The sequence below is a fragment of the Roseiconus nitratireducens genome, assembly GCF_008629675.1.
GTDB lineage: Bacteria > Planctomycetota > Planctomycetia > Pirellulales > Pirellulaceae > Stieleria > Stieleria nitratireducens.
This window is the reverse complement of record NZ_VWOX01000002.1, coordinates 289,790-310,462: the sequence shown is the minus strand read 5'-3', so window position 1 is coordinate 310,462 and position 20,673 is coordinate 289,790. Positions and strand designations below refer to the sequence as shown.

Sequence of the window (20,673 nt, the reverse complement as noted above, 5' to 3'; positions counted from 1 at the left end):
CGATTCCGCTCAGTCGAGCTGATCCACTTGTTGGACGACCGCCGCAATGCAACGGAAACCAGCTCTCTCGGATCGTCGCTACCGTCGCCAGACGGTGTCTGCCCCGCGCTTCCCACGATCAAGCAAGTGCATCTTGCTGACGGCGACGGAAACGCGATCTGGCCGCATCTTCTTCGCTCTGAGAAGCGTCTCTTCGGTCCGGCGGAGAACTCCCGCGGTGCTCCGCGCGTGACCGGGCCTCGTTCATTCGGCCCTGGGCAGCTACCATCTGCGTCATGGAAAAGACAAATGTAGCCATTGTTGGCCTGGGAACCGTTGGAACTGGCGTCGCCAAACTATTGCTCGATCACGGCGACCGAACGGCGCGGCATGCCGGACGCACGATGTGGCTGAAGAAGGCCGTCGTCCGCGACTTGGAGAAGGCCCGCGGCCGGATTGACCTGCCCGAAGATGTGTTGACCGATACCCTGGATGACGTGATCCAGGACCCGGACATCACGGTGGTCGCGCAGCTGATCGGTGGGCTCGAGCCCGCGCGGACGATCATGCTGCGATTGCTGGAATCCGGCAAAGACATCGTGACCGCCAACAAGGCGCTGCTGGCCGAACACGGACCGGAATTGTTTGACGCGGCACGGCGTTTGGGACGCAGCATCGCTTTTGAAGCGTCGGTGGCCGGCGGGATCCCGATCATCGCCAACATCAGCCAGTGCCTGTCCGCCAACCAGTTGCAATCGTTGGAGGGCATTCTGAACGGAACCAGCAACTTCATCGTCACGCAGATGGACGAGAAGGGCTCCGCCTACGCGGACGTGGTTCGCAAAGCTCAGGAGCTTGGTTACGCGGAGGCCGATCCGACGATGGATGTGGACGGCACCGATGCCGCTCAAAAATTGGCCATTCTGGCCCACCTGGCTTTCGGAGCGACCGTCGACTGGCACGACATTCCGAAAATCGGGATCGACGGGCTGGACCCTGCCGATCTGCGCTACGCCCGCCAACTGGGCTATCGGATCAAACTACTGGCGACCGCGGACCTGGCCGAGGACGGCTTGGAGCTTTCGGTCGCGCCCACGTTGTTGCGGATCGGGACGCCGTTGGCCGAGGTCCGTGACGCCTTCAACGCAATTCGCGTGGTCGGCGACGCCGTCGGCCCGGTGTTCTATCACGGTCTGGGGGCCGGCCAGATGCCCACCGCTTCCGCGGTTGTGGCCGACCTGATCGATACCGCGGTCGGTCGAACCAAGCTGACGTTTCAGACGCTGGAGTATTTTTCCAGCGAGAACCCGCCGCGGGCCAAGCAGCGTGACACGGAAACCCTGCTGGGGCGTTACTATCTGCGGCTGCAGGTGGCAAATCATCCCGGCACTCTGGCCGCCATCGCCTCGGTCCTGGAGAAACATGCCATCTCGATCGCGTCGGTGATTCAACATGAATCGGAAAGCCCCGATCGAGAGCACGACCCGGTCCCGCTGGTCATCATGACTCACGAAGCCACCGAAGGATCGGCCTACACCGCCACGGAAGAAATCGAAGCGCTCAAGTCCGTCACCGGTCCGGTGACCCGGCTCCGCGTCAAAGGCTGACGCGAGCCGTCGGCGCTCGCAGGTGGTGCAGCTCTCTGAGCCAGCAAAAGACCTGCTTTCTAGAATTCACCCTCCCGGAGCGAGGGTGAAGCAATACGGCACGACCACCGGCGGCAGGATGAAGCGACGTGTTTCGCGAGCGTGTGAAGGATTCTTGAACGCTCCTTCGTCCAATCTTTATCGGTTGTTCATTCCGATCTGCTAGCTTCCGCACCCGGTGGGTCCGTCGACTTCGAGGTTGCCGGCGACCACCCCTGTCGCATTCCAGCGTCTCGGTCACCGCCCTCGGGTCGGTTTCTCCAGGAAGTTTCCTGTCCACGCCCGGCCGCGGCAGAAGTGTTTGCGAAATGACCGTTGCGCCCCCCCCGATTCCCCGAGATCCCAGTGCTGCCCGGACGCATTAGGCACCAAACCCTCAGTACGCTCTGTGAGCGCGTGGGAGTATCGTTTGAAGTTGGTCTGGACCCGCACCGCGTCTTTGATCGCGAGGCGGAAAATCATGCGAACGCCTATGGGCGACACATGAAGTCCGTCGCCGATCACGTCCGGCAAGGCGGGTCCTTGGCCGAAGCGGTGAAAGCGCAGGGGAATTATTTCCCGTCGCATTTTGCCGAGATGATTGAGGGGGGAGAGCGGACCGGGCGACTGGATCGCGTCCTCGATCGGCTGTCAGACTACTACCAACAGCTAGCGGATTTTCGCAAAGTTTTTACCGGGTCAATCTTGTGGCCGCTGGCGCAATTGTTGATTGCGGTGGTGGTCGTCGGTCTGATGATTTACCTGCCGGAGGTTGTGGTCCCGGCCGATTCCGAAGCTCAACGTGACTTGCTTGGTATCGGGCTGGTCGGCACATCGGGGTTGATCACTTATTCGCTGTTCGTTGCGGCTGCCTTTGCGATCCTCTTCGGTTTCATTGCCTTGGCCAATCGCGGCTACCTGTCGTTCGTGGTGGATTGGCTGGCCCGGATCCCACGTTTCGGACACCTGTTCCGTGTCTTTGCCGAAGCCCGATTCATTCAATCGCTGTCGTTGGCCATCGACTCCGGACTAGATGCGTGGTCGGCCGTCGATTTGGCTTTCCAGAGCGCGGGGACGCCGCAGTTCGCTGGCAAAGCCGAACCGGCCAAGAAAGCGATCCTGCAAGGCCGGGATCTGCATTCCGTGTTGGAGGAAACGGGGCTGTTCCAGAAGGACACGCTGGAGGCGGTGGAACTGGGCGAAGCCTCGGGGCGACTTTCGGAGACGTTGGACAAGCACTTTCGGCAGTTGAAAAGCCAGGTCCGAATGTCCATGGCAACCATCACGTACTTGATGTCGGCAATGATTTGGGCAGCCATCGCGGCCATTCTGATCCTGATTATTTTCCGCGTATTCTCGTTGTACATCGGCAACCTGAGCGACGCGGCGATCCAGACGATTGACAGCCGAGAGATTTAGTTCGAGCGACTTGCCACATGTTCCCAAGCTCCCGTGCACGCCCCGTCAAGGCGGAGTCGTCGTCCGATGCGATTGAAAACGAACTGAATGAAATCGCTCTCTCTGCTTCCAACGCCGCGCACGCGGACGACGCGTTGCAGGATGAATTGCTCCACCACCCGAGATACCGAAAGACAACCTTGATATCCACCTCTGCCAACGGCCAGCGACTCCGTCGCGATCCCGGACCTCCGACCGCCCCCGCGAAGCCACGTGACGCCGAAGTGGACTTGGCAAGCCAGCGGGCGGAGATGGTCAGCCGGATTGAACACCTCCGCCCGGAAACGGACGCGTACGCCACGGAATTCGTCGAAGCCTTGTTGGACTTCGCTCGCCGCGTGGAAACCAGCGACGTGCATCTGCACCCGGTCGCACAGGGGTTGGAGATTCGCTTCCGCAACGACGGCGTACTGCTTTGCTTGGGACAGTTTCCTGCCGGAGCCAGTTCGAACATCGTGTCGCGGTTAAAAGTTCTCTCCAACCTGCTGACCTATCGCAGCGATATCCCGCAAGAAGGTCGGCTTCAAAGTGATCAAGGGGGCGACATTCGCGTCAGCACGTATCCCACGCTGCACGGCGAGCGCGGCGTGTTGAGATTCTTCGGGCACGGCAACCAGTACCGGGACCTGGAAGAACTGGGACACGCGACGGAGGTCGTCGACCAGATCAAGGATTGCTTGCAGGAAACCAGCGGCGCCCTGCTGATCTGTGGTCCGGCCGGCAGCGGAAAATCGACCACCTTGTACGCGTGCCTTCGGCATCTGGTGCAAGAGACCTCCGGGACACGCAACCTGATGTCGTTGGAGGATCCGATCGAAGTACCCATCGCCGGTGTCTCGCAAAGCCAGGTGAACGCCGCGGCGGGATTCGATTTGCACGTCGGGCTGCGATCCCTGCTCCGCCAAGATCCGGAAGTGATCATGGTGGGTGAGATCCGTGATCCGACGACCGCCGAAATTGCGATCCAAGCCAGTTTGACCGGTCAGTTGATGTTGACCAGTTTTCACGCCGACAGTTCGGTCACTGCGGTGAGCCGCTTGCTGGACATGGGAATCGAACCCTACCTGTTGCGCAGCGGAGTGATTGGCATTTGCTGCCAGCGATTGCTGCGAAAGCTCTGTCACTGTGCCGGCGACAGCCGGGATCCGCAAGAATTCTACGGGTTGCCGATTGATTGGGCGCGTGTGCCTGGCGGATGCCCCGAATGTTGCGATAGCGGGTACCGCGGGCGTGTGATCGCCAGCGAGTTTCTTCCGCTCCGGGATGCGGGACTGGCCACGGCGATCTTGGACACGCGGGATTCTCGCGCCAGCTATCGCGTCGCCACCGAAGCCGGCATGAAATCGGTCTGGCAATCCGCCACGGATCTCGTTCGCCAGGGCATCACCAGTCCTGCCGAAGTACGTCGGGTCCTGGGCGTCGCGATGCGGATCTGATCGCGTTGCCGGGACACTTCGACCGATTGCGCGCGGCCAAGCGCGGAAGCGTGGGCGGCGCGGGTTAAGCTGACCCCAGCGGGCGACCGCACAGGATCTGGGCAACATGCATCACCTGGATCGGCGTCTTTTCGCGCCGGATCAGTCCCTGCAGATGCATCAGGCAACTCATGTCCGTCGATGCCATCACCTCACTGCCCTTGCCGCAATGGTCGGCGATGCGGGCTCGCCCCATTTCCGCCGAAACATCGGCCTCGTTCACCGCAAACGTGCCGCCGAATCCGCAGCAATCGTCGGGACGATCCGGCTCGACCCACTCGATCCCGTTGACCAACTCCAGAATTGTTCGGACTTTGTTGGTCCGAGGCGTCATCGATTCGCTGGACTGTCCCAATCGCAATTCGCGCAGTCCGTGGCAACTTTGGTGCAGGGAGACCCGGTGCGGAAAGTTCACGTCCAGATGCTGCAACCGGACGACGTCATGCAAGTACTCGCAAAGTTCGTACGTGTGATGGCTGACGTGCTGAAACCGTGCGTCGTCGGCGTCAAAAAACGCCGCGTAGTGGTGCCGGACCATCGCGGTGCAGGATCCCGAGGGGCACACGATCGCATCGTAATCGGCGAACAGTTCGACCATCCGACGGGCCACCGGCTCGGTATCGTCGACGCACCCGGTGTTGGCCATCGGTTGTCCGCAGCAGGTTTGGCCTTCGGGGTAAACCACATCGACACCTAGCCGCTCGAGCAATTCGAGGGACGCGACCGCCACGTCAGGGTACAGTTGGTCGACGTAACAGGGAACGAACAGAGCGACGGACATGGACGACCGGAGAAAGGGGAGCGGGGTGACGGAGAGACGGCCGGGCGAGCGAACGTGGGGGTGCTGCAACCGGCGCGGCGTCGGAATGAAGTGGCCCCTATGGTAGCTGAAACCGGCGACAGCTCGAGATGGCAGACCCAATCCGCCGCCGAGGCGTCCCCGTTCCGCTCCGTCGACTCCTCCGGCAAAAAGGATTCTGCGGCGGTTTCCCACGAACCCCTGGGCATCGGGACACATCTTGTCGACAATAGATCCGGCCACTTCCACGATTCACCGCCAACGCAATGGTTTGGCAAATGAGCGACACGGTTAGCGTCAACGATTCCGAACAACCCGTCTCCGGCTCCAAGCCGTCCTCCGGTCCGACCGACGATGCGGCCGCCAAGACGGGCGATGGTCAATCCCCCGTGGTGGACACCGTCGACTTTGACGCTCCGGCGATCTCTCCCCCCACGACCGATCCGGTGCCCAAGCCGTTCGAGGTCAAGTTCGCCGCACGCGTGGACCGGTTGCCGCCGTACATGTTTGGGCGAATCAACAATTCGCTGTACCAGAAGCGTCGCGCCGGCGATGACGTGATTGACCTGGGAATGGGGAATCCATCCGATCCGCCCGATCCGATTGTGATCCAGAAGCTGCACGACGCGGCGGCGGACCCCGGCAACCATGGCTACAGCAAATCCAACGGCATCGCCAATCTGCGGCGCGAGGTGGCGAGCAAGTACTATCGCAAATACGGCGTCCGGCTGGATCCGGAAACGGAAATCATCGCCTGTCTGGGCAGCAAGGAAGGGTTCTCTCACATGTGCCTGGCTCTGATGGGGCCTGGGGACACCGCGATCATTCCGTCGCCGTATTTTCCGGTTCACATGTATGGCGTCATCCTGGCGTCGGGCAACGTGGTGTCACTGGATGTGGCTGATCCGGACAAATTCTTGCGCAACGTGGCGTACACCTGCGAGAACCTGACACCGGTGCCCAAGGTGCTGATCGTCAACTACCCGCACAATCCCAGCTCCGCGGTGATCGAGCCCGATTTCTTCGTCGAGGTGGTCCGACTTGCCAAGAAGTACGGGTTCCTCGTGATCCACGACTTTGCCTATGCGGACGTGGCTTTCGACGGCTACGTGCCCCCTAGCTTTCTGGCCGCCCCCGGTGCCAAGGACGTGGGAGTGGAATTCACCACGATGAGCAAGGGATACAACATGGCCGGCTGGCGCGTCGGATTCTGCGCCGGCAATGCCGACATGGTTCGTGGTTTGGGCACCATCAAGGGCTACTACGACTACGGGATGTTCCAAGCCATCCAGATCGCAGCCATCGTCGCGTTGCGTGAAACCGAGGCCACGGTCGAAAAACAGTCGGAGATCTATCAAGGGCGGCGCGACGTGCTGGTCAGCGGTTTGCGACGGTTGGGGTGGAACGTCCAGCCGCCGAAAGCGGGAATGTTTGTATGGGCCGAGGTGCCCGAGCCTTGGCGGAGTTCCATGAGCACGATGGATTTCGCCATGAAGTTGCTGGAAGAAGGCAACGTTGCCGTCAGCCCCGGAAGCGGATTTGGTGCCGCCGGCGAAGGCTATCTGCGGATGTCGCTGGTCGAGAACGAACACCGCTTGCGCCAAGCGGTTCGCCAAATCGGCAAGTGCCTGGGATAAGCTGCGCTGCCTGTCGCTGCCGTCGCGATGGCGGCGGAGAGCGACACAACCCTGTAGCTGCCGTCGCCAGACGGCGGAGAGCCACACGGCGGAAAGCCACACTCTGGCGAGCGTCGGTACAAAGCAATCGCTGACCGTCGGTCTGAAACGGTCGCACAACCCCGTAGCTGCCGTCGCAATGGCGGGGGAGAGCCACGCGGCGGAATACCACGCTCTGGCGAGCGTCGGTACAAAGCAATCGCTTGGCCGTCGGTCTGAAACGGTCGCACAACCCCGTAGCTGCCGTCGCCAGACGGCGGAGAGCCACGCGGCGGAAAGCCACACTCTGGCGAGCGTCGGTACAAAGCAATCGCTGGCCGTCGGTCTGAAACGGTCGCACAACCCCGTAGCTGCCGTCGCCAGACGGCGGAGAGCCACGCGGCGGAAAGCCACACTCTGGCGAGCGTCGCTACTGGTTTTCAGACAAAGACCCACCCCGATCAACCGAGCAGCAAGTCATCTTCCAACAGGTGGCAGTACGAATCGTAGCGTCGTGCGTCGATCCGGCCGTCGGCGACCGCGTCTTTCACCGCGCAGTCGTCTTCGCTCAGGTGCAGACAATTTGAGTAGCGGCACCGGCTGACGTAGGGACGCAGGTCGGGCATCAGTCCGGCCACCTCTTCGGGGCTGATGTCCCACAGTTGGAATTGCCGGATCCCGGGTGTGTCAAACACGGCCCCATCGCCATCGGCCAGCGGGATCAATCGGGACGTGGTCGTGGTGTGTCGACCTTTCTGGTTGTCGCTGCTGACCTCGGAGACGGCCAATCCCAGGCCGGGCTGCACCGCGTTCAGGAGGCTGCTCTTGCCAACGCCGCTCTGCCCCGAAAATGCCGTCTGCTTTCCCTTCAACAGTTCGCGCAGGTATTGGATGTTGGTTCCCGCTTCGGCACTGGTCATCAGCACTCGGTAGCCCATCGCGGCGTAGACACCGACCAGCGGCTGAATCGATGCGGGATCAATCAGATCGCACTTGTTGATGATGATGACCGGGTTGACCTGGCATTGTTCGGCCGACAGCAAGAATCGATCGATCAGGGCCGGTTTCAGCGTCGGTTCGGCGGCACTGGTGACGATCAACAGGTGGTCGACGTTGGCAGCGATGACGTGCTGCTGCCCTCGACTCTGACGACTGATCACGCCGTGTCGCGGGGCGACGAACTCGATCATCCCCGTGTCGTCGGATTCGGATCGAAATCGGACGCGATCCCCGGCCACGACGGCTCCGCGACCTTCGATACTGACGGACTTCAATACCTGGCGGATCGCGCATTCGAAGTGGCGTCCGTCGTCGGCCAGCACCGTGTTGACCAAACCATGGACGCATGTCACGCGGCCGTCGATCAGCGGCGAAGCATTGGATTCGGCAGCGTCCGACTGCGTCGGCTGTTCGGCATCAACGCCAACCACCGTCCGCTTACGCGTCAAATCGCCTTTCCCGCTGACGCGTTCATTCTTTGCCGCGTCCTCCAGGGACTCTCCCGAACGAAACTGGCGGGTCAAATCACTGTCGCGCACCCTCCCCTGGTGCCGTTTGCGGAAAGCCACGCGCGACTGTTTGCGTTTTTGGTTTTTCTTCGCCATGAACCGAGTGTAACGATTTGTTGCTGCTGGGGGATCGGGCCGGTCGCCCGAACATCTTCGGTTGCAAGCGGACACGCCGCCCGGGGGAGCGGTGCCGTCCGCCATCGCGTTGGCCGCCCGAGCGGCTCCCCGTGTGGTGACCGTGCCTGCCGTTCGCTAGACTGTGCGGTGAGATTTCCTCCACTGATTTCCCACCCCACAACCTCGTTTGGATCCGCGTTCGATGACCGACACTGCTGCTGGCCAAGTTGACCATGTGCTTGCCGAAGACCGATTGTTTCCGCCGCCGGCCTCGTTCGCGGAAAACGCCGTCGTCGCCACGCAGCAGCAGTACGACGAGATGTATGCCCGAGCCCGGGATGACCGAGACGCATTCTGGAAAGAGCAGGCGTTGGAACATCTGCATTGGTTCGAGCCCTTCGGCGACGTTTGCCAATGGGACGCGCCCCACGCCAAATGGTTCGTCGGTGGAAAGACCAACGCCAGCTACAACTGTCTGGACCGCAACATCGATCAGGGCAGGGGAGACCGCGCGGCGATCATCTGGGAAGGGGAACCGGGCGATACCCGCACGCTGACCTACAACGAGTTGAAGTCTGAGGTCTGCAAATGTGCCGCGGCGTTGCGCCAACTGGGGGTCCAGCAGGGCGATGTGGTCAGCATCTACATGCCGATGACGCCGGAATTGGTCATCGCGATGCTCGCGTGTGCTCGCATCGGCGCCATCCACTCGGTGATTTTCGCCGGCTTCAGTGCTGAGTCGATCGCCGACCGGAATCACGACGCCAGCGCCAAGCTGGTGATCACCTCCGACGGTCTGTATCGCCGCGGAAAGGTTCTGCCGCTGAAGAAAACGGTCGATGAGGCGCTTGAAAAGTCACCGACCGTTGAAAAATGCCTGGTCCTGCGGCGAACCGGTGAAAAGGATACGCCGATGACCAAGGGCCGCGACGTTTGGTGGCATGATGTGGTTGATTCGCAGTCAGACGACTTCCCGGCCGAACCGCTGGATAGTGAAACCACGCTGTTCATCCTGTACACCTCCGGCAGCACCGGCAAGCCCAAGGGCATTCGCCACACCACCGCCGGATACAACCTGTGGGCCAAACGCACCTTTCAGTGGGTGTTCGACCATCGCGACGATGACATCTATTGGTGCACCGCCGACTGCGGATGGATCACCGGCCACAGCTACATTGTTTACGGACCGCTTTCCGCGGGCGCGACTTGCCTGATGTACGAAGGCGCTCCCAACTATCCGGCGGAAGACCGGTTTTGGGACCTGGTGGAAAAGTACAAGGTCACCGTGCTCTACACGGCGCCGACGGCCATCCGGGCGTTCATCAAGTGGGGTGACGAACATGTCGAAAAGCACGATCTGTCCAGCCTTCGACTGCTAGGCAGCGTCGGCGAAGGCATCAACCCCGAAGCCTGGATGTGGTACCACAAAAAGATCGGCGGCGAGAAATGCCCGATCGTCGATACCTGGTGGCAAACCGAAACCGGCGGGATCATGATGAGCCCGCTGCCGGCGATTACGGCCACCAAACCCGGTTCGTGCACGAAACCGCTTCCCGGTGTGGTGCCCATCATTGTGGACGAAACCGGCGCGCCGGTCGGAAAAGAGCACGGCGGAATGTTGTGCATCGATCAACCCTGGCCGGGGATGCTCCGCGGCGTCTGGGGCGACGAGCAGCGTTTCATCGAAACCTATTGGTCGCTTGTCAAAGGGAAGTACCTGACGGGGGACAATGCCCGTTGTGACAGCGACGGGTACTACTGGATCATGGGCCGCATCGATGACGTGATCAACGTTTCGGGGCACCGGTTGAGCACCATCGAAGTGGAGAGTGCGCTCGTCAGCCACGAGTCCGTATGCGAGGCCGCCGTGGTCGGACGTCCGGATGACATCAAGGGTCAAGCAATCGCGGCCTTCGTCACCGTCACCGATCCCAATCCGGGTGAAGAACTGCGTCAAGCTTTGCGTCAGCATGTCCGCAAGCAAATCGGCGCTTTGGCCCAGCCGGATGACATCCGATTCACCGCCGCTGTTCCCAAGACCCGGAGCGGGAAAATCATGCGACGCCTGTTGCGCGACATCGCAGCTGGTCACGAAGCGGTCGGCGATACAAGCACGCTGGAAGACTACACCGTGCTGGCGAAACTTCGCGAACAAGACGCGTAGCCCACGCTTCTCCAGTCGCGAAGTGTCGACAGCTTCCTGCCGTCGGCGTAAGCCGACGGAAATGGCGCGCAGCACCTGTCGGACTAAGGCCGGTCCATCATCGGCAGGTCGGTGTAGAACATTGCGGCCGGATCAATCTGATGTTCGTCCAGCCACTGCTGACGGTCGCGGACCCGTTGCGTTGCCGACAGTTGCGGCAACAGAATTCCCCAGACGAACATCATCGCCAGGACGATGGTCGCGAAGGCAAGCCGGCGGTGCAGCACAGACCGTTTCATTCCGCGAACCAAACCCCAAACATCAGGTAAGCCATCGCCAGCGTCAGAATCAGATTCAACGACTGACCGCAGACATACAGCAGGGCCGGTTTTCCACCGCGGAAATACGGCAGGAGTTGACGGAAATTGGTTTCCAGTCCGATGCACACGAACGCCAGGCAGAAGAACCAGCCGCGGAGCGTTTTGGTGGCCCCCTTGATCATCGTTTGCACCATTTCTTCCCCGCCGGGCAGGGTCGCGTGCAGCACGGAAAACAGAATCGATGCGGCGATGAACCCCAACACAAACTTGGGAAATCGGTACCAAATCTCACCGATCCCCGGACGGGGCGCGCTGGGATCTTTCTCCACGTAGGTGACCCAGTAAACGGCGACCAGGAACGCGGTGACGCCGATCAGAATGTTTTGAATCATTTTGACCGTCGCGGCGACTTCCAGAGCTTCATCGCCCAGAGTCGCCCCGGCCACCGCCACGGCGCCGGTCGCGTCAATCGTCCCGCCTAACCAGGCTCCACCCACCGCCGTCGGCAACCCCAACGCGCGGATCACGATCGGCAACACCACCATCATCACGACGGTGAATGACAGCGACAGACCGATCGCCAGCGACAACTCTTCCTTCTTGGCTTTGCAAGACGCCGCGGTGGCGATCGCGGCCGAGACGCCGCAGACGGACATGTCGGCGCTGATCACCATGTTCAACGATGCCGACGGGATCTTCAGCACTTTTTGGCCGAACACGTACGTGCTGATCAACACGATTGGCGTCACGATCCAGGCCACACCGATGCCGGGAATGCCCAGCGCCAACAGCTTGCTCATCAATACCTCGGCCCCCAGCAGCACCAACCCGGTCTTGATAAAGAACTCGGTCAGCACGGCCGGACGCAGCCAGGCGGCCGTCCCGATCGTGTTGCTGATGACCAATCCGACCAGCAAGGCCCACAAAGCGTATTCCAGGTTGTATGCTTTGACAGTGCTTTGCCCCGCCAGCAGATACGCGAGCGTGGCGAGCGCAAAAATGATCGGGAACGCCTTGGCAAAACCCGATGCGTTCTCGCCGCGAAGACGCGTCGCGACCGTGAACAGTCCGCCGATGATCAGAAATGCGCCCAGCACGCCAAGGTACGTCGTCTTGGCGGGTTTTCCTTCGGCTCCGGCAACGTAAAACGCGTCCAGCGGATTGGAGTCCCACGAACCGGGCTTGGCGATCCAACCGCTCAACGGGTTCTCCAGCGCGACTTCCGTTCCAGCGGCCGCCGCGGATGCCATCCAAACGGCGACGAAGGACACCAGCAACAGCAGCCCCGCGCACCAGATTGCCCACCAGTCCTCGGCCGTCTTCATCTGTTGCCAGGTGCTGGTCCGTGGGGCATCGCTGACGCGTTCCGACGGCGTCTGCTCATCTGCGTCGACGTTTGATGTTTTCGGTGGGTCGAACGGATTGTCACTCATTTCAGTCTCGTGTTGATTCGACTTGCCAATCGCCTGGGCCACCTCTTTTCGAGCGGCGGCGACAGGACGACTTCGATACGCGTTACATTCCCTGACGCAGCGCGTCCAAATGCCGACCAAAATGGTCGTCCAGAACTTCGGAATAGGTTTCCGGGTGCGACTTCAAGCAGTCCAGCACGATGGATCCCCATTTGGGATCGGTCAACACGGATCCGAACGTGCAGTGCAGAATCTGGCGGCCCGGCTTGGTGAAGCCTTTTCCCTGCGGCACTTCTGACCAGAGTTCCAGGTACTCGCGCTCCAACGTGGCATCGTCCGCCGAATCCGTGGTGGGAGCATCGGCCAGCGTCGCGGAGACGTGGTAGGTAGCTTTGTCCGTATCGTATCGCTGTCGGGAGAAGTCGACGATTTCCCGAAACGCTTCGGGTTCATGACGCGCGACGACGCGCAACGCTTCCAGGTAACTGGTCCCGGCTGTTTTGACGTGGAACTTGCCACGAGTGGTTCTCGCCAAGGCAGGGTACATGGAGACCTTGTCACTGCCCGAATGCAAGCTCAACTTGTAAGGCCCCAGCGTTTCCGCCACCGCGGCATGATCAGCCAGCGACCGCTCCAACGCATCCAGGTCCCCCTTGAAATCGACGCCTTTTTCGAAATCACCGATGAAGCGGGGAGCCAAGCTGACCAGCTTCATTCCTCCCTGCAAACACTGGTCGGCGATGATGTAATGCTCGGCCAGCGTCGTCGGTTGCTCCGTTTCGTCCACCGACAATTCGATTTCGTAGTCGCGCCCGTCTGCTTCGTTGACTTTGCGGATGTAATCGCCAAGTTCCAGGGCCCGAGCAATGGCGGAGCCGTATTTGACGGCGGCACGCATGCAGGCCTCTTCATCCAGTTCAACGGTCGTGCCGGTCGACAGGGGGATCGTCCGCCCGACATATCCGTCGAACCACGAAGCGGACTGTCGGACGATCTTGAAGCGATCCCGTAGCGTGGGTTCGTTGTAATCGTCGGCGTGTTGATCCACATCGCCGGAGGGATCGATGGTGAAGAATGTAAAGCCGGCGGCCGCCGTGACGTCGACGTCCTCGTTCACTTTCAGGTGATCCGCATCGGCGCCGACCGGGCCGTCCCAACCCGACGATTGGGCGGCACTCATCGCGTCCCGCATCACGTCCTCGGGTGTCCGCTGGGTACGCGTCATTTCACGGATGGACTGCTGCGGAAAAATCGGCGCGATGCCCTGACCGCACCGTTTCATCGCGGCAACGTGTCCCGGCGTTGCGAATCCGGTCCGGTCTCCGAATCCAAAGCTGGGTTCCAACCCCAGCGTCGTGCATTGTTGATCCATGATGTATTTGATCGAGTTTCGTGAGATGGCGGAGAGGGCACAGAGAGACGCCCGAAACGCACACACCTTACCGCCTGGCTGCGGCCGGCAACACCACGGAGCAGCCCATGAAACACGGGGAGGACCGCGTCGCGGTGGTCGACGTAGCCACCGTCGCCAGACGGTGGACTCGCCCAACGGCAACGATGCCCTCCACGCACGCTCCAGGCTCCGTCTGAAGAATCGCACAACCCCGTAGCTTCCGTCACGTTCGCAGCGGAAAGCCACGTTCTGGCGAGCGTCGCTACCGGTGACTCGACTGGTGATTCCAGCTTCCGAGAGCATCATCACCGCAGGGGACGCGAGGCGTCACGCGTCGGCGATCACCTTGGTGTGGGCAATATCATCGTGCAGGCACGCCCGGTTCTCGCGAAAAATCAACAACACGTTGATCAGGGGGACGATGAAATTGAAGAACGGGATGGGGGCGATCAACCACAACCACAAATAGCGTTTGCCGATCAGAGGCCAAAACGGTACCAGCTGCCCCGTGTCTCGATCGACGATTCGAGTCTTGATCGCCAGCTTGCCGATCGTTTTCCCCTGGGTTGCCAACAAGTAGCCGTTGAGCGCCAAGAAGACCAGGAATCCCAGAATCCCGCCGGCCACGTTGGCCACCAGTTGCGTCACCATGCCATCGCCGAGCGTCATCGCGATCACCATTCCCAACGCAATTCCCAGCGGCACCACAATCACCATCTGGATCAGCCCGTCAATGATCGCTCCGAGCAGTCGTTGGCCGCGGGTGGCCAATTCGGACCCTCCCTGGTAGCCGTAGGGATCTTCGATCGTTTCGGTGGTTGCCGCGTAGGGATTGATATCGTTCACGCTGTCACACTCCTCAGGGGGTTCATCACGCGGATTCAAAATGACGACGGAGCGGTCCGGTAGGGCCGTTTGGCGGAGCAGCCGGATCGGTCGCGACAGAAAAGTGGGGGGGGAAGGATCGAAGTGTAGGCGAATCGCCGAACGCACTGCAAATCCATTCTAGAACGGTGGTGGCGTCCGCTCGGCCCCAAACCTCCTGGTAACATTCCCGTTGCGACGTGGTGTTGTGAGCGCAGCGGCGGCGGCTGCCCGTCTGCCCGAGGCATGGGATGACGCTGATTCTTAGGCGATACTCGAACTCCAGCTTTCGGCGGCCTCCACGACCGGTTGGCAGCTCGGGCAGCGAACTTCCGCAATTCGCCCGATGTCCCTCAAGAGGATCCGCAAAGTGTCCGATATCGTTCTTCACGGCCGCTCTGGTTGTCCGGAGTACTCCGGTCAGGCGGGGAGGAACGATCAGGCGGTTCTTGACGATTCCGATTGAGTTTTCTACCTTTCCGGAATCCTGCGGCGACGTGGCCAAGTGGCTAAGGCGAAGGATTGCAAATCCTTTATTCGTGGGTTCGAATCCCACCGTCGCCTCTTTTGCAAAACCCAGTGATTTACCGGCCGGAACGCCTCTGAGCGTTACCACCCATTTGGTGTGCGGCCCCGTTTCAAAACCGAATCTGTACCGAAAAACTCGGTCCGGATTCGAACGGGAGTCCCACCGATGGCCAGACCCAAGGCTAAAGCCCCGGCACGCCGCTACCACATCAGCGGCCAATCTGTTGTCACGATCGCCGGCCGTGACTTCTATCTCGGCAAGCACGACTCACCCGAGTCCATCGCCCGCTACGCTGCCCTGATCACGGTCTACCAGCAGAACGGGTTGTCACTTCCCGATGACTTCGATCCGACGTCGCTGGACGCCCACGTGGCGTTGCTACTCGGCGTGTCCGCGCCGCAAGCGGCAGCCACTCATCAGACCGATCAGCCGATTCTGGTTCGTCACGTTACTGGCCTGTTCCGCGAGCACATCGCAGAGAAGTACAAGAACACTCCGTCAGAAAAAAGCCGGCACGACAAACTGTGTGATCGGCTGGACAAGCAATTCGGTGACGTGGCGGCTGAACAATTCGGCCCGGTGAAGCTGAAAGCATTCCGGAAAACCTTGGTCGACGAAGGTTTCGCTCGAAAGTACGTAAACCGGCTGACAAACTGCGTGGTTGCGATCTTCCGGCATGCTGTCGCTGGAGAACTGATCGACGCGACGAAGGTAGCCCAACTGAAATCACTGGAGCCGCTTCGAAAAGGGCAGACGACCGCGAGGGAAGTTGCCCCCGTCGTACCGGTTCCGATCGGAGACGTGCGCAAAACTGCCGAGCTGCTGTCCCCGGTAGTAAAGGCCATGCTGCGAATCCAGGTGGCCACCGGAGCACGCCCGAAGGAAATCTGCATCATGAAACCGTGCGACATCGACCGGAGCGGTGACGTGTGGGTCTATCGATTGAGTCAGCACAAGACGGACTGGACCGGCAAGCCGAAAGCGATCCCGTTGGTTGGCGATGCGCGCGATGCGGTTACTGAATACCTGCAGAGAGACCCCAACACCTACTGTTTCAGCCCGGCCGAGGCGATGGCATGGCGCCGGGCAATTGGAACGGCGAACCGACAGACGCCTCTAAACCAGGGCAACCGCCCCGGATCCAACCGCAAAGCGAATCCGAAACGGACTCCCCGTGACCACTACACGACCGCATCCTATTACCAGGCGATCACACGTGCCGCAAAACGCATGAAGGTTCCGAAGTGGACCCCGTATCAGATCCGCCACCTGACGGCCACAGAAGTCCGTGCTGCACTCGGTATTGAGGATGCCCGAGCCTTACTTGGGCACTCGACGGCATTGATGACCGCTCACTACGCTCGCGAGAGCATCGAAGCGGCAACGCGGGCGGCGAAAGCAGCACCAAAACTCTAAGCTGCAACGGTTTGCAATTGTGTTTGCGACCGCTAACATTGTGAACGTCTCAGTCAGCACGGGCTGTAGGTGATTGAGACACGTGGCCTCATCGCCGCGCACGTATCCAACGGAGAGAAGAAATCACCGTTTGGACGTGCGCGCTCAGGTCGACTCCTTTGGTGGTTTCTTTCGAACAACCACCGAAACGAAGTGAGTGAGTCGGATGAGCCCTGAAAGTAATCTCCATCTGCTGACCGAGGATTTGGTCAGCATCCCTGACGCGGCCAAGTTGTTCCCAAGTTCCGCGCGTCCCCATCAGGCCACCGTTTGGCGTTGGCAAAATCGCGGGCTTCGAGGCGTCAAGCTGGAAACAGTCCGGATCGGACAACACCGCTTCACGTCACGTCAAGCGGTCACGCGATTCCTCGAACGCACCCAGCAGCCGGCGTAATCGCCGAGCTTCAATCTCCGGCCTAGCAGCGACCAGACTCGCGGGCCGAACCAGTCAATCAGACGCGCCGGTGCCGACCGGCGCATGAAAAGGCCGGCACCCCCAAATGTGAGACTGTCATTCTCCGTTTGGTATTGGGAGCACCGGCAAAGCAGCGGCAACTGCGTGGGTCCATCATACCGGTGGAGTCGCGCGAAACAACTGAAGCGACCCAATATGGACCATTGTTCCCTCCGGCATGATGCCGGACAACTCTCCCACACCGTAGCAATTCCGGCCACGGTCGAATTGCCCCCCGGCGCCACGCAGGCTGGGACCCACCATTTACGCCCAGCAGCGGGCCAGTGTCGGGCGGGACCCGCACTGTGACCGCTCAAACCGATTGGCAGTGGAACTCATTGCTCCTTCCGAACACTCTTTGGGACCACACAACCGAGCCGTTTTGGACGTACTACCCGTCCGAGGCGTGGGCAAACGAAGGTGCCGAACGTGACGGCCTTTGCGCGTGGGATTGCGAGCTGTCGCGATGGATCAAAGATGAATTGTCCGGTGCCACCGATCCGTCTGACAACTACACGCTGTATCAGGTGATCGCCGGGGGTACTGCGAACAGCGGTCCGGGCGCAACGGACGGTCGGCTGCAAATTACCGCGAGTGGCCGCGTCGCTCTCCACTTTCCAACACCCACGCCGGGGACGGAATACCCGATTCCCGTGTTTCGCGTCACGATGAGCGTAATCCAGGAATGGTTGTATGAATGTCCGCAGCCCGGCGGGAGCTTCGCCTACGCGACTTACAACGGCGGTGGTTCGACCGCGCTGGACGTTGGCCTTAATGACCTGCAAAGCGGCTTCACATTGAACCTTGTCGGCGAAGGGACATCGAGCGCAGACGCCGGTTGTGCCCTCGAAGGCGACGAAGGTGATTGCGATGTGACATGGACATTCACACCATGACAAAGTGTTCCCAGTGCAACCGGACTTTCGGAGCCAATCACCGCCGGCAGTTTGAATGCTGCGGGAAGACGGTCCACGTCCGTGGATCGAATCGGCCAGCGAGCGACTTCACGATGATCCAGCACATCCGCGCGGCAGCAGGCATCTGCCATGCGTGCCCAAACGGAAGCCCGACCTGTCTGAAGTGCGCCCTGCTAGACGAACCGAAGTCGCTCCCCCGGCAATTGTCGCACGGATTCGGTTGCCCGATCGGGAACTTCCCGCACCTCGTTGACACCGCGAATCCCGTGGTGCCCCGAAACTTGGATCAGGTCAGGCTTGCGGTGGTTCATTTCAATCCGTGTCGGTCGCGACGGATCCGCGAAACGTTCAGCGAATGGCTGCCGTCCTTGGGAGGAATTGCAAAAGCGGTCCGAGTGTACGAGTTGGTTCTGGATAACGACCGACCGGAGATTGACGGATCGACCGTCATTTATGGCAACCGACGCGATCATTGGCTTTGGCAGAAAGAGGCGCTGATCAACGTCGCGCTGCGCGAATGCCCACCGGACATCCGGTACTTCGGTTGGCTCGATCACGACATGGTGACGGTGAATCCGCGCTGGCTGGTCGACGCGATGGCGATGATCGATCGTGGGACGAAGGCGGTCCAACTGTTCCGGACGATCAAATACCTGGAAGCGGATCGTCGCTGGAAGAACGACATCCCCGGCCGCGTGTCGACCGGTGAGGAAATGCGGGGCAATCCCGGCGGGCTTTGGTTGGCAGACCGGGCGTTCATGGACGCGATTGGCGGTCTGCAATCGTGTCACATCGTCGGCGGCGGGGACCAATGGTTCTACTTCGGCCTCGCGCGGTACTTCGGCGAGAAGTACCTGAGTCGCCGCGCGATCATGTGCGAATCGCTGCAGCGGGAATTGGATGCGTATGTCGAAAGGATGGGGCGGCACAGCCCGTCCGCCGGCTTCGTGGACGCGACCACCTATCACCTCTGGCACGGAAACATGGGACACCGGCAGTACGAATCGCGGGAGAAGATCCTGCAGCGGAACGCCTTTGACCCGGCGCAGGACGTGCGAATCAATGCGGACGGGATCCTGGAATGGTCCAGCGATAAACCCGATCTGCACCAAGAGGTCCGCGACTACTTTCACAGGAGGCGTGACGATGACGAATGATTGGAAAGCCTATGCAGCGGCCCGCCGCGATTTGAACTATTAGAAGGCGGTCGCTTCGGTTCTCGAATCACTCAGTCCGGCCGGCACGCTGATCGACGTGGGCAACGGTAGTACCAACGTGATTCAACAGGGCGACTTCCAACGCCGTATCGCAATCAATCTGGAACGGCTGGCCGATCGGGACTGTGTTGAGACGCTGATCGGCGACTGGGCGACGATGGAGCTACCGGTTCAGCATGCCGACGTTGTCACCTGTTGCCAGGTCATCGAGCACCTGACGGACGAGCAGTTGCCGGCGTTCGTCGACCGGCTGTTCGCGGTGGGCCGATCGGTGATCATCACGGTTCCGTACCAATGGCCGGCGGGCTGGTGCAAGTATCACGTTCAGGATCCGATCGACTTGCCGAAGCTGGACCGGATGGTCGGGCGTCGGCCATCAGCGGTGCAGATTGTGACCGACGGGAACGTGAGACGCGTAGTCGCAGCCTATTGATCTACAAAGCTTCCGCTGCAGCGATCACGGCCATGGTGTCGTAGAGTTCAATTTCGCTTACCTCGTGGTCCTCTCGATATTGTTCTCCGCTGAACCGCAGGGTTGCTGGACTTCCTTGCATCATCGCTTGAAGGGCTTCTTTGACATCACCAGCAAATGGGACGTCGCAGTATTCCCAAACACGACCAGCGGAGTTATCCCGTTCCACGTCAAAAAAGCCACGCGACTCTAGGTATGTTTCACCGCCCGATCGAATCTCAAACCGCTTCATGAATAGCCAATCATCACCGGATCGGTAAAAGCGGATGAACGTGTCCTTCTGGCCGCCCTTCGCTACCGCGTAGGCGTAAAAGCCCGATCCCCGTGTGATGTTTGGCTTCTCACGTGGCTCCAGTGTGGTGACTCCTGAAATCGTATCCTTTGAAACGGACACACGATCGCCCGCCCAATCGGCAATTGGCACAGGCTGGAACCGAATGATGCGGCTTTTCCACCGGAAGCTGTTCCGACGCAGGGTCGGCTGTTCGACTCGAAGTATTTGGGTTTCATCGGACGGTGTCTTCTTCATTTCCGACGCAAGTTGCTCGGCCGTTTCAACATTCTCGCCGTTGACCATTGTCACGATATTGAACTTCCTCAGCCCGGCCTTCGCTGCTGGTGATCCGGGTGCGACAGAAAGCACGAGTGCGCCTTTCTGGCTACCGATTGAGCGGCTGAAGTTCTCAGGCAGTGCATCACTCAGATCAGTGACGTCGCACGAATAGAAGCCGGAAAACCGATCAGTTTTCCACGGTGAGGTTTCAGGACCCGCTGCAGTCACAAGTCCCGCTGCAAGCGTAAATATCAAAGCAAGAGTGCATCGCATGTTTGTCCCCATTTGGTCAGTGAAAAGCGGGCCAGTATAGGCACTCCCCGATGGC

General features: G+C 60.5%; 17 protein-coding genes and 1 tRNA gene. 11 read left to right on the top strand and 7 right to left on the bottom strand.

From position 1 onward, the window contains the following. Positions 1-275 precede the first annotated feature (275 nt). The 3 genes from FYK55_RS03800 (at position 276) to FYK55_RS03790 (ending at position 4,498) form a co-directional block, all read left to right on the top strand. Positions 276-1,586 carry a homoserine dehydrogenase gene (locus tag FYK55_RS03800; RefSeq protein WP_150075034.1) on the top strand — a complete coding sequence of 437 codons (1,311 nt, stop codon included), beginning with the start codon at positions 276-278 and terminating at the stop codon, positions 1,584-1,586. Between the two features lie 435 nt (positions 1,587-2,021). After that, complete coding sequence (locus FYK55_RS03795) at positions 2,022-3,023, top strand: type II secretion system F family protein (protein ID WP_235908398.1); 1,002 nt, start codon at positions 2,022-2,024, stop codon at positions 3,021-3,023. 17 nt (positions 3,024-3,040) lie between these two features. Further along, positions 3,041-4,498, top strand: coding sequence for a GspE/PulE family protein (locus FYK55_RS03790; protein ID WP_235908397.1), 1,458 nt, complete (start codon positions 3,041-3,043; stop codon positions 4,496-4,498). Positions 4,499-4,562: 64 nt separating this feature from the next. On the opposite strand, the gene FYK55_RS03785 is transcribed toward FYK55_RS03790, so the two are convergent. Beyond that, positions 4,563-5,318, bottom strand: coding sequence for a (Fe-S)-binding protein (locus tag FYK55_RS03785; RefSeq protein WP_150075031.1), 756 nt, complete (start codon positions 5,316-5,318; stop codon positions 4,563-4,565). Positions 5,319-5,614: 296 nt separating this feature from the next. Here FYK55_RS03785 and FYK55_RS03780 point away from each other — a divergent pair, with 296 nt between their 5' ends. After that, positions 5,615-6,973, top strand: coding sequence for an aminotransferase class I/II-fold pyridoxal phosphate-dependent enzyme (locus FYK55_RS03780; protein WP_235908396.1), 1,359 nt, complete (start codon positions 5,615-5,617; stop codon positions 6,971-6,973). A gap of 479 nt (positions 6,974-7,452) precedes the next feature. On the opposite strand, the gene rsgA is transcribed toward FYK55_RS03780, so the two are convergent. Next, entirely contained in the window at positions 7,453-8,595 is a 1,143-nt protein-coding gene (rsgA, locus tag FYK55_RS03775; protein WP_150075029.1) for a ribosome small subunit-dependent GTPase A, read from the bottom strand. A gap of 223 nt (positions 8,596-8,818) precedes the next feature. Here rsgA and acs point away from each other — a divergent pair, with 223 nt between their 5' ends. Further along, positions 8,819-10,780 carry an acetate--CoA ligase gene (gene acs, locus FYK55_RS03770; protein WP_150075027.1) on the top strand — a complete coding sequence of 654 codons (1,962 nt, stop codon included), beginning with the start codon at positions 8,819-8,821 and terminating at the stop codon, positions 10,778-10,780. Between the two features lie 83 nt (positions 10,781-10,863). Here acs and FYK55_RS03765 read toward each other — a convergent pair whose 3' ends face one another. The 4 genes from FYK55_RS03765 to FYK55_RS03750 all read right to left on the bottom strand — a co-directional run bounded on the left by FYK55_RS03765 (position 10,864) and on the right by FYK55_RS03750 (position 14,730). Beyond that, on the bottom strand, positions 10,864-11,058 hold the full coding sequence (locus FYK55_RS03765; RefSeq protein ID WP_150075025.1) for a hypothetical protein: 195 nt from the start codon (positions 11,056-11,058) through the stop codon (positions 10,864-10,866). Further along, the gene (locus tag FYK55_RS03760; RefSeq protein WP_150075023.1) at positions 11,055-12,512 is read right to left on the bottom strand and encodes a YeiH family protein; all 1,458 of its coding nucleotides are present in this window, start codon (positions 12,510-12,512) and stop codon (positions 11,055-11,057) included. Before FYK55_RS03760 ends, FYK55_RS03765 begins: the two co-directional genes overlap by 4 nt. Positions 12,513-12,594: 82 nt before the next feature. Continuing rightward, positions 12,595-14,187 (bottom strand): tagaturonate epimerase family protein, encoded by a 1,593-nt coding sequence (locus FYK55_RS03755; protein ID WP_150075329.1) that lies wholly within the window; start codon positions 14,185-14,187, stop codon positions 12,595-12,597. A 24-nt stretch (positions 14,188-14,211) separates the two neighbouring features. Next, a complete protein-coding gene (locus FYK55_RS03750; protein ID WP_161604291.1) occupies positions 14,212-14,730 on the bottom strand; it encodes an RDD family protein in 519 nt (172 codons plus the stop codon). Positions 14,731-15,239: 509 nt separating this feature from the next. On the opposite strand from FYK55_RS03750, the gene FYK55_RS03745 reads away from it, so the two are divergent. The 6 genes from FYK55_RS03745 to FYK55_RS03720 all read left to right on the top strand — a co-directional run bounded on the left by FYK55_RS03745 (position 15,240) and on the right by FYK55_RS03720 (position 19,753). After that, a tRNA-Cys gene (locus FYK55_RS03745) sits at positions 15,240-15,312 on the top strand. A 130-nt stretch (positions 15,313-15,442) separates the two neighbouring features. Continuing rightward, positions 15,443-16,693, top strand: coding sequence for a tyrosine-type recombinase/integrase (locus FYK55_RS03740; protein WP_150075019.1), 1,251 nt, complete (start codon positions 15,443-15,445; stop codon positions 16,691-16,693). 205 nt (positions 16,694-16,898) lie between these two features. Continuing rightward, positions 16,899-17,126: a DUF1580 domain-containing protein gene (locus FYK55_RS03735; protein WP_150075017.1), complete on the top strand. Its 228-nt coding sequence runs from the start codon at positions 16,899-16,901 to the stop codon at positions 17,124-17,126. 365 nt (positions 17,127-17,491) lie between these two features. Then, complete coding sequence (locus FYK55_RS03730; RefSeq protein WP_150075015.1) at positions 17,492-18,082, top strand: hypothetical protein; 591 nt, start codon at positions 17,492-17,494, stop codon at positions 18,080-18,082. A 290-nt stretch (positions 18,083-18,372) separates the two neighbouring features. Beyond that, positions 18,373-19,260 carry a hypothetical protein gene (locus tag FYK55_RS03725; protein ID WP_150075013.1) on the top strand — a complete coding sequence of 296 codons (888 nt, stop codon included), beginning with the start codon at positions 18,373-18,375 and terminating at the stop codon, positions 19,258-19,260. 97 nt (positions 19,261-19,357) lie between these two features. After that, the gene (locus FYK55_RS03720; protein WP_150075011.1) at positions 19,358-19,753 is read left to right on the top strand and encodes a class I SAM-dependent methyltransferase; all 396 of its coding nucleotides are present in this window, start codon (positions 19,358-19,360) and stop codon (positions 19,751-19,753) included. 1 nt (position 19,754) lies between these two features. On the opposite strand, the gene FYK55_RS03715 is transcribed toward FYK55_RS03720, so the two are convergent. After that, positions 19,755-20,618, bottom strand: a complete 864-nt coding sequence (locus FYK55_RS03715) for a PDZ domain-containing protein (RefSeq protein WP_161604290.1) — start codon at positions 20,616-20,618, stop codon at positions 19,755-19,757. Between the last annotated feature and the right edge of the window lie 55 nt (positions 20,619-20,673).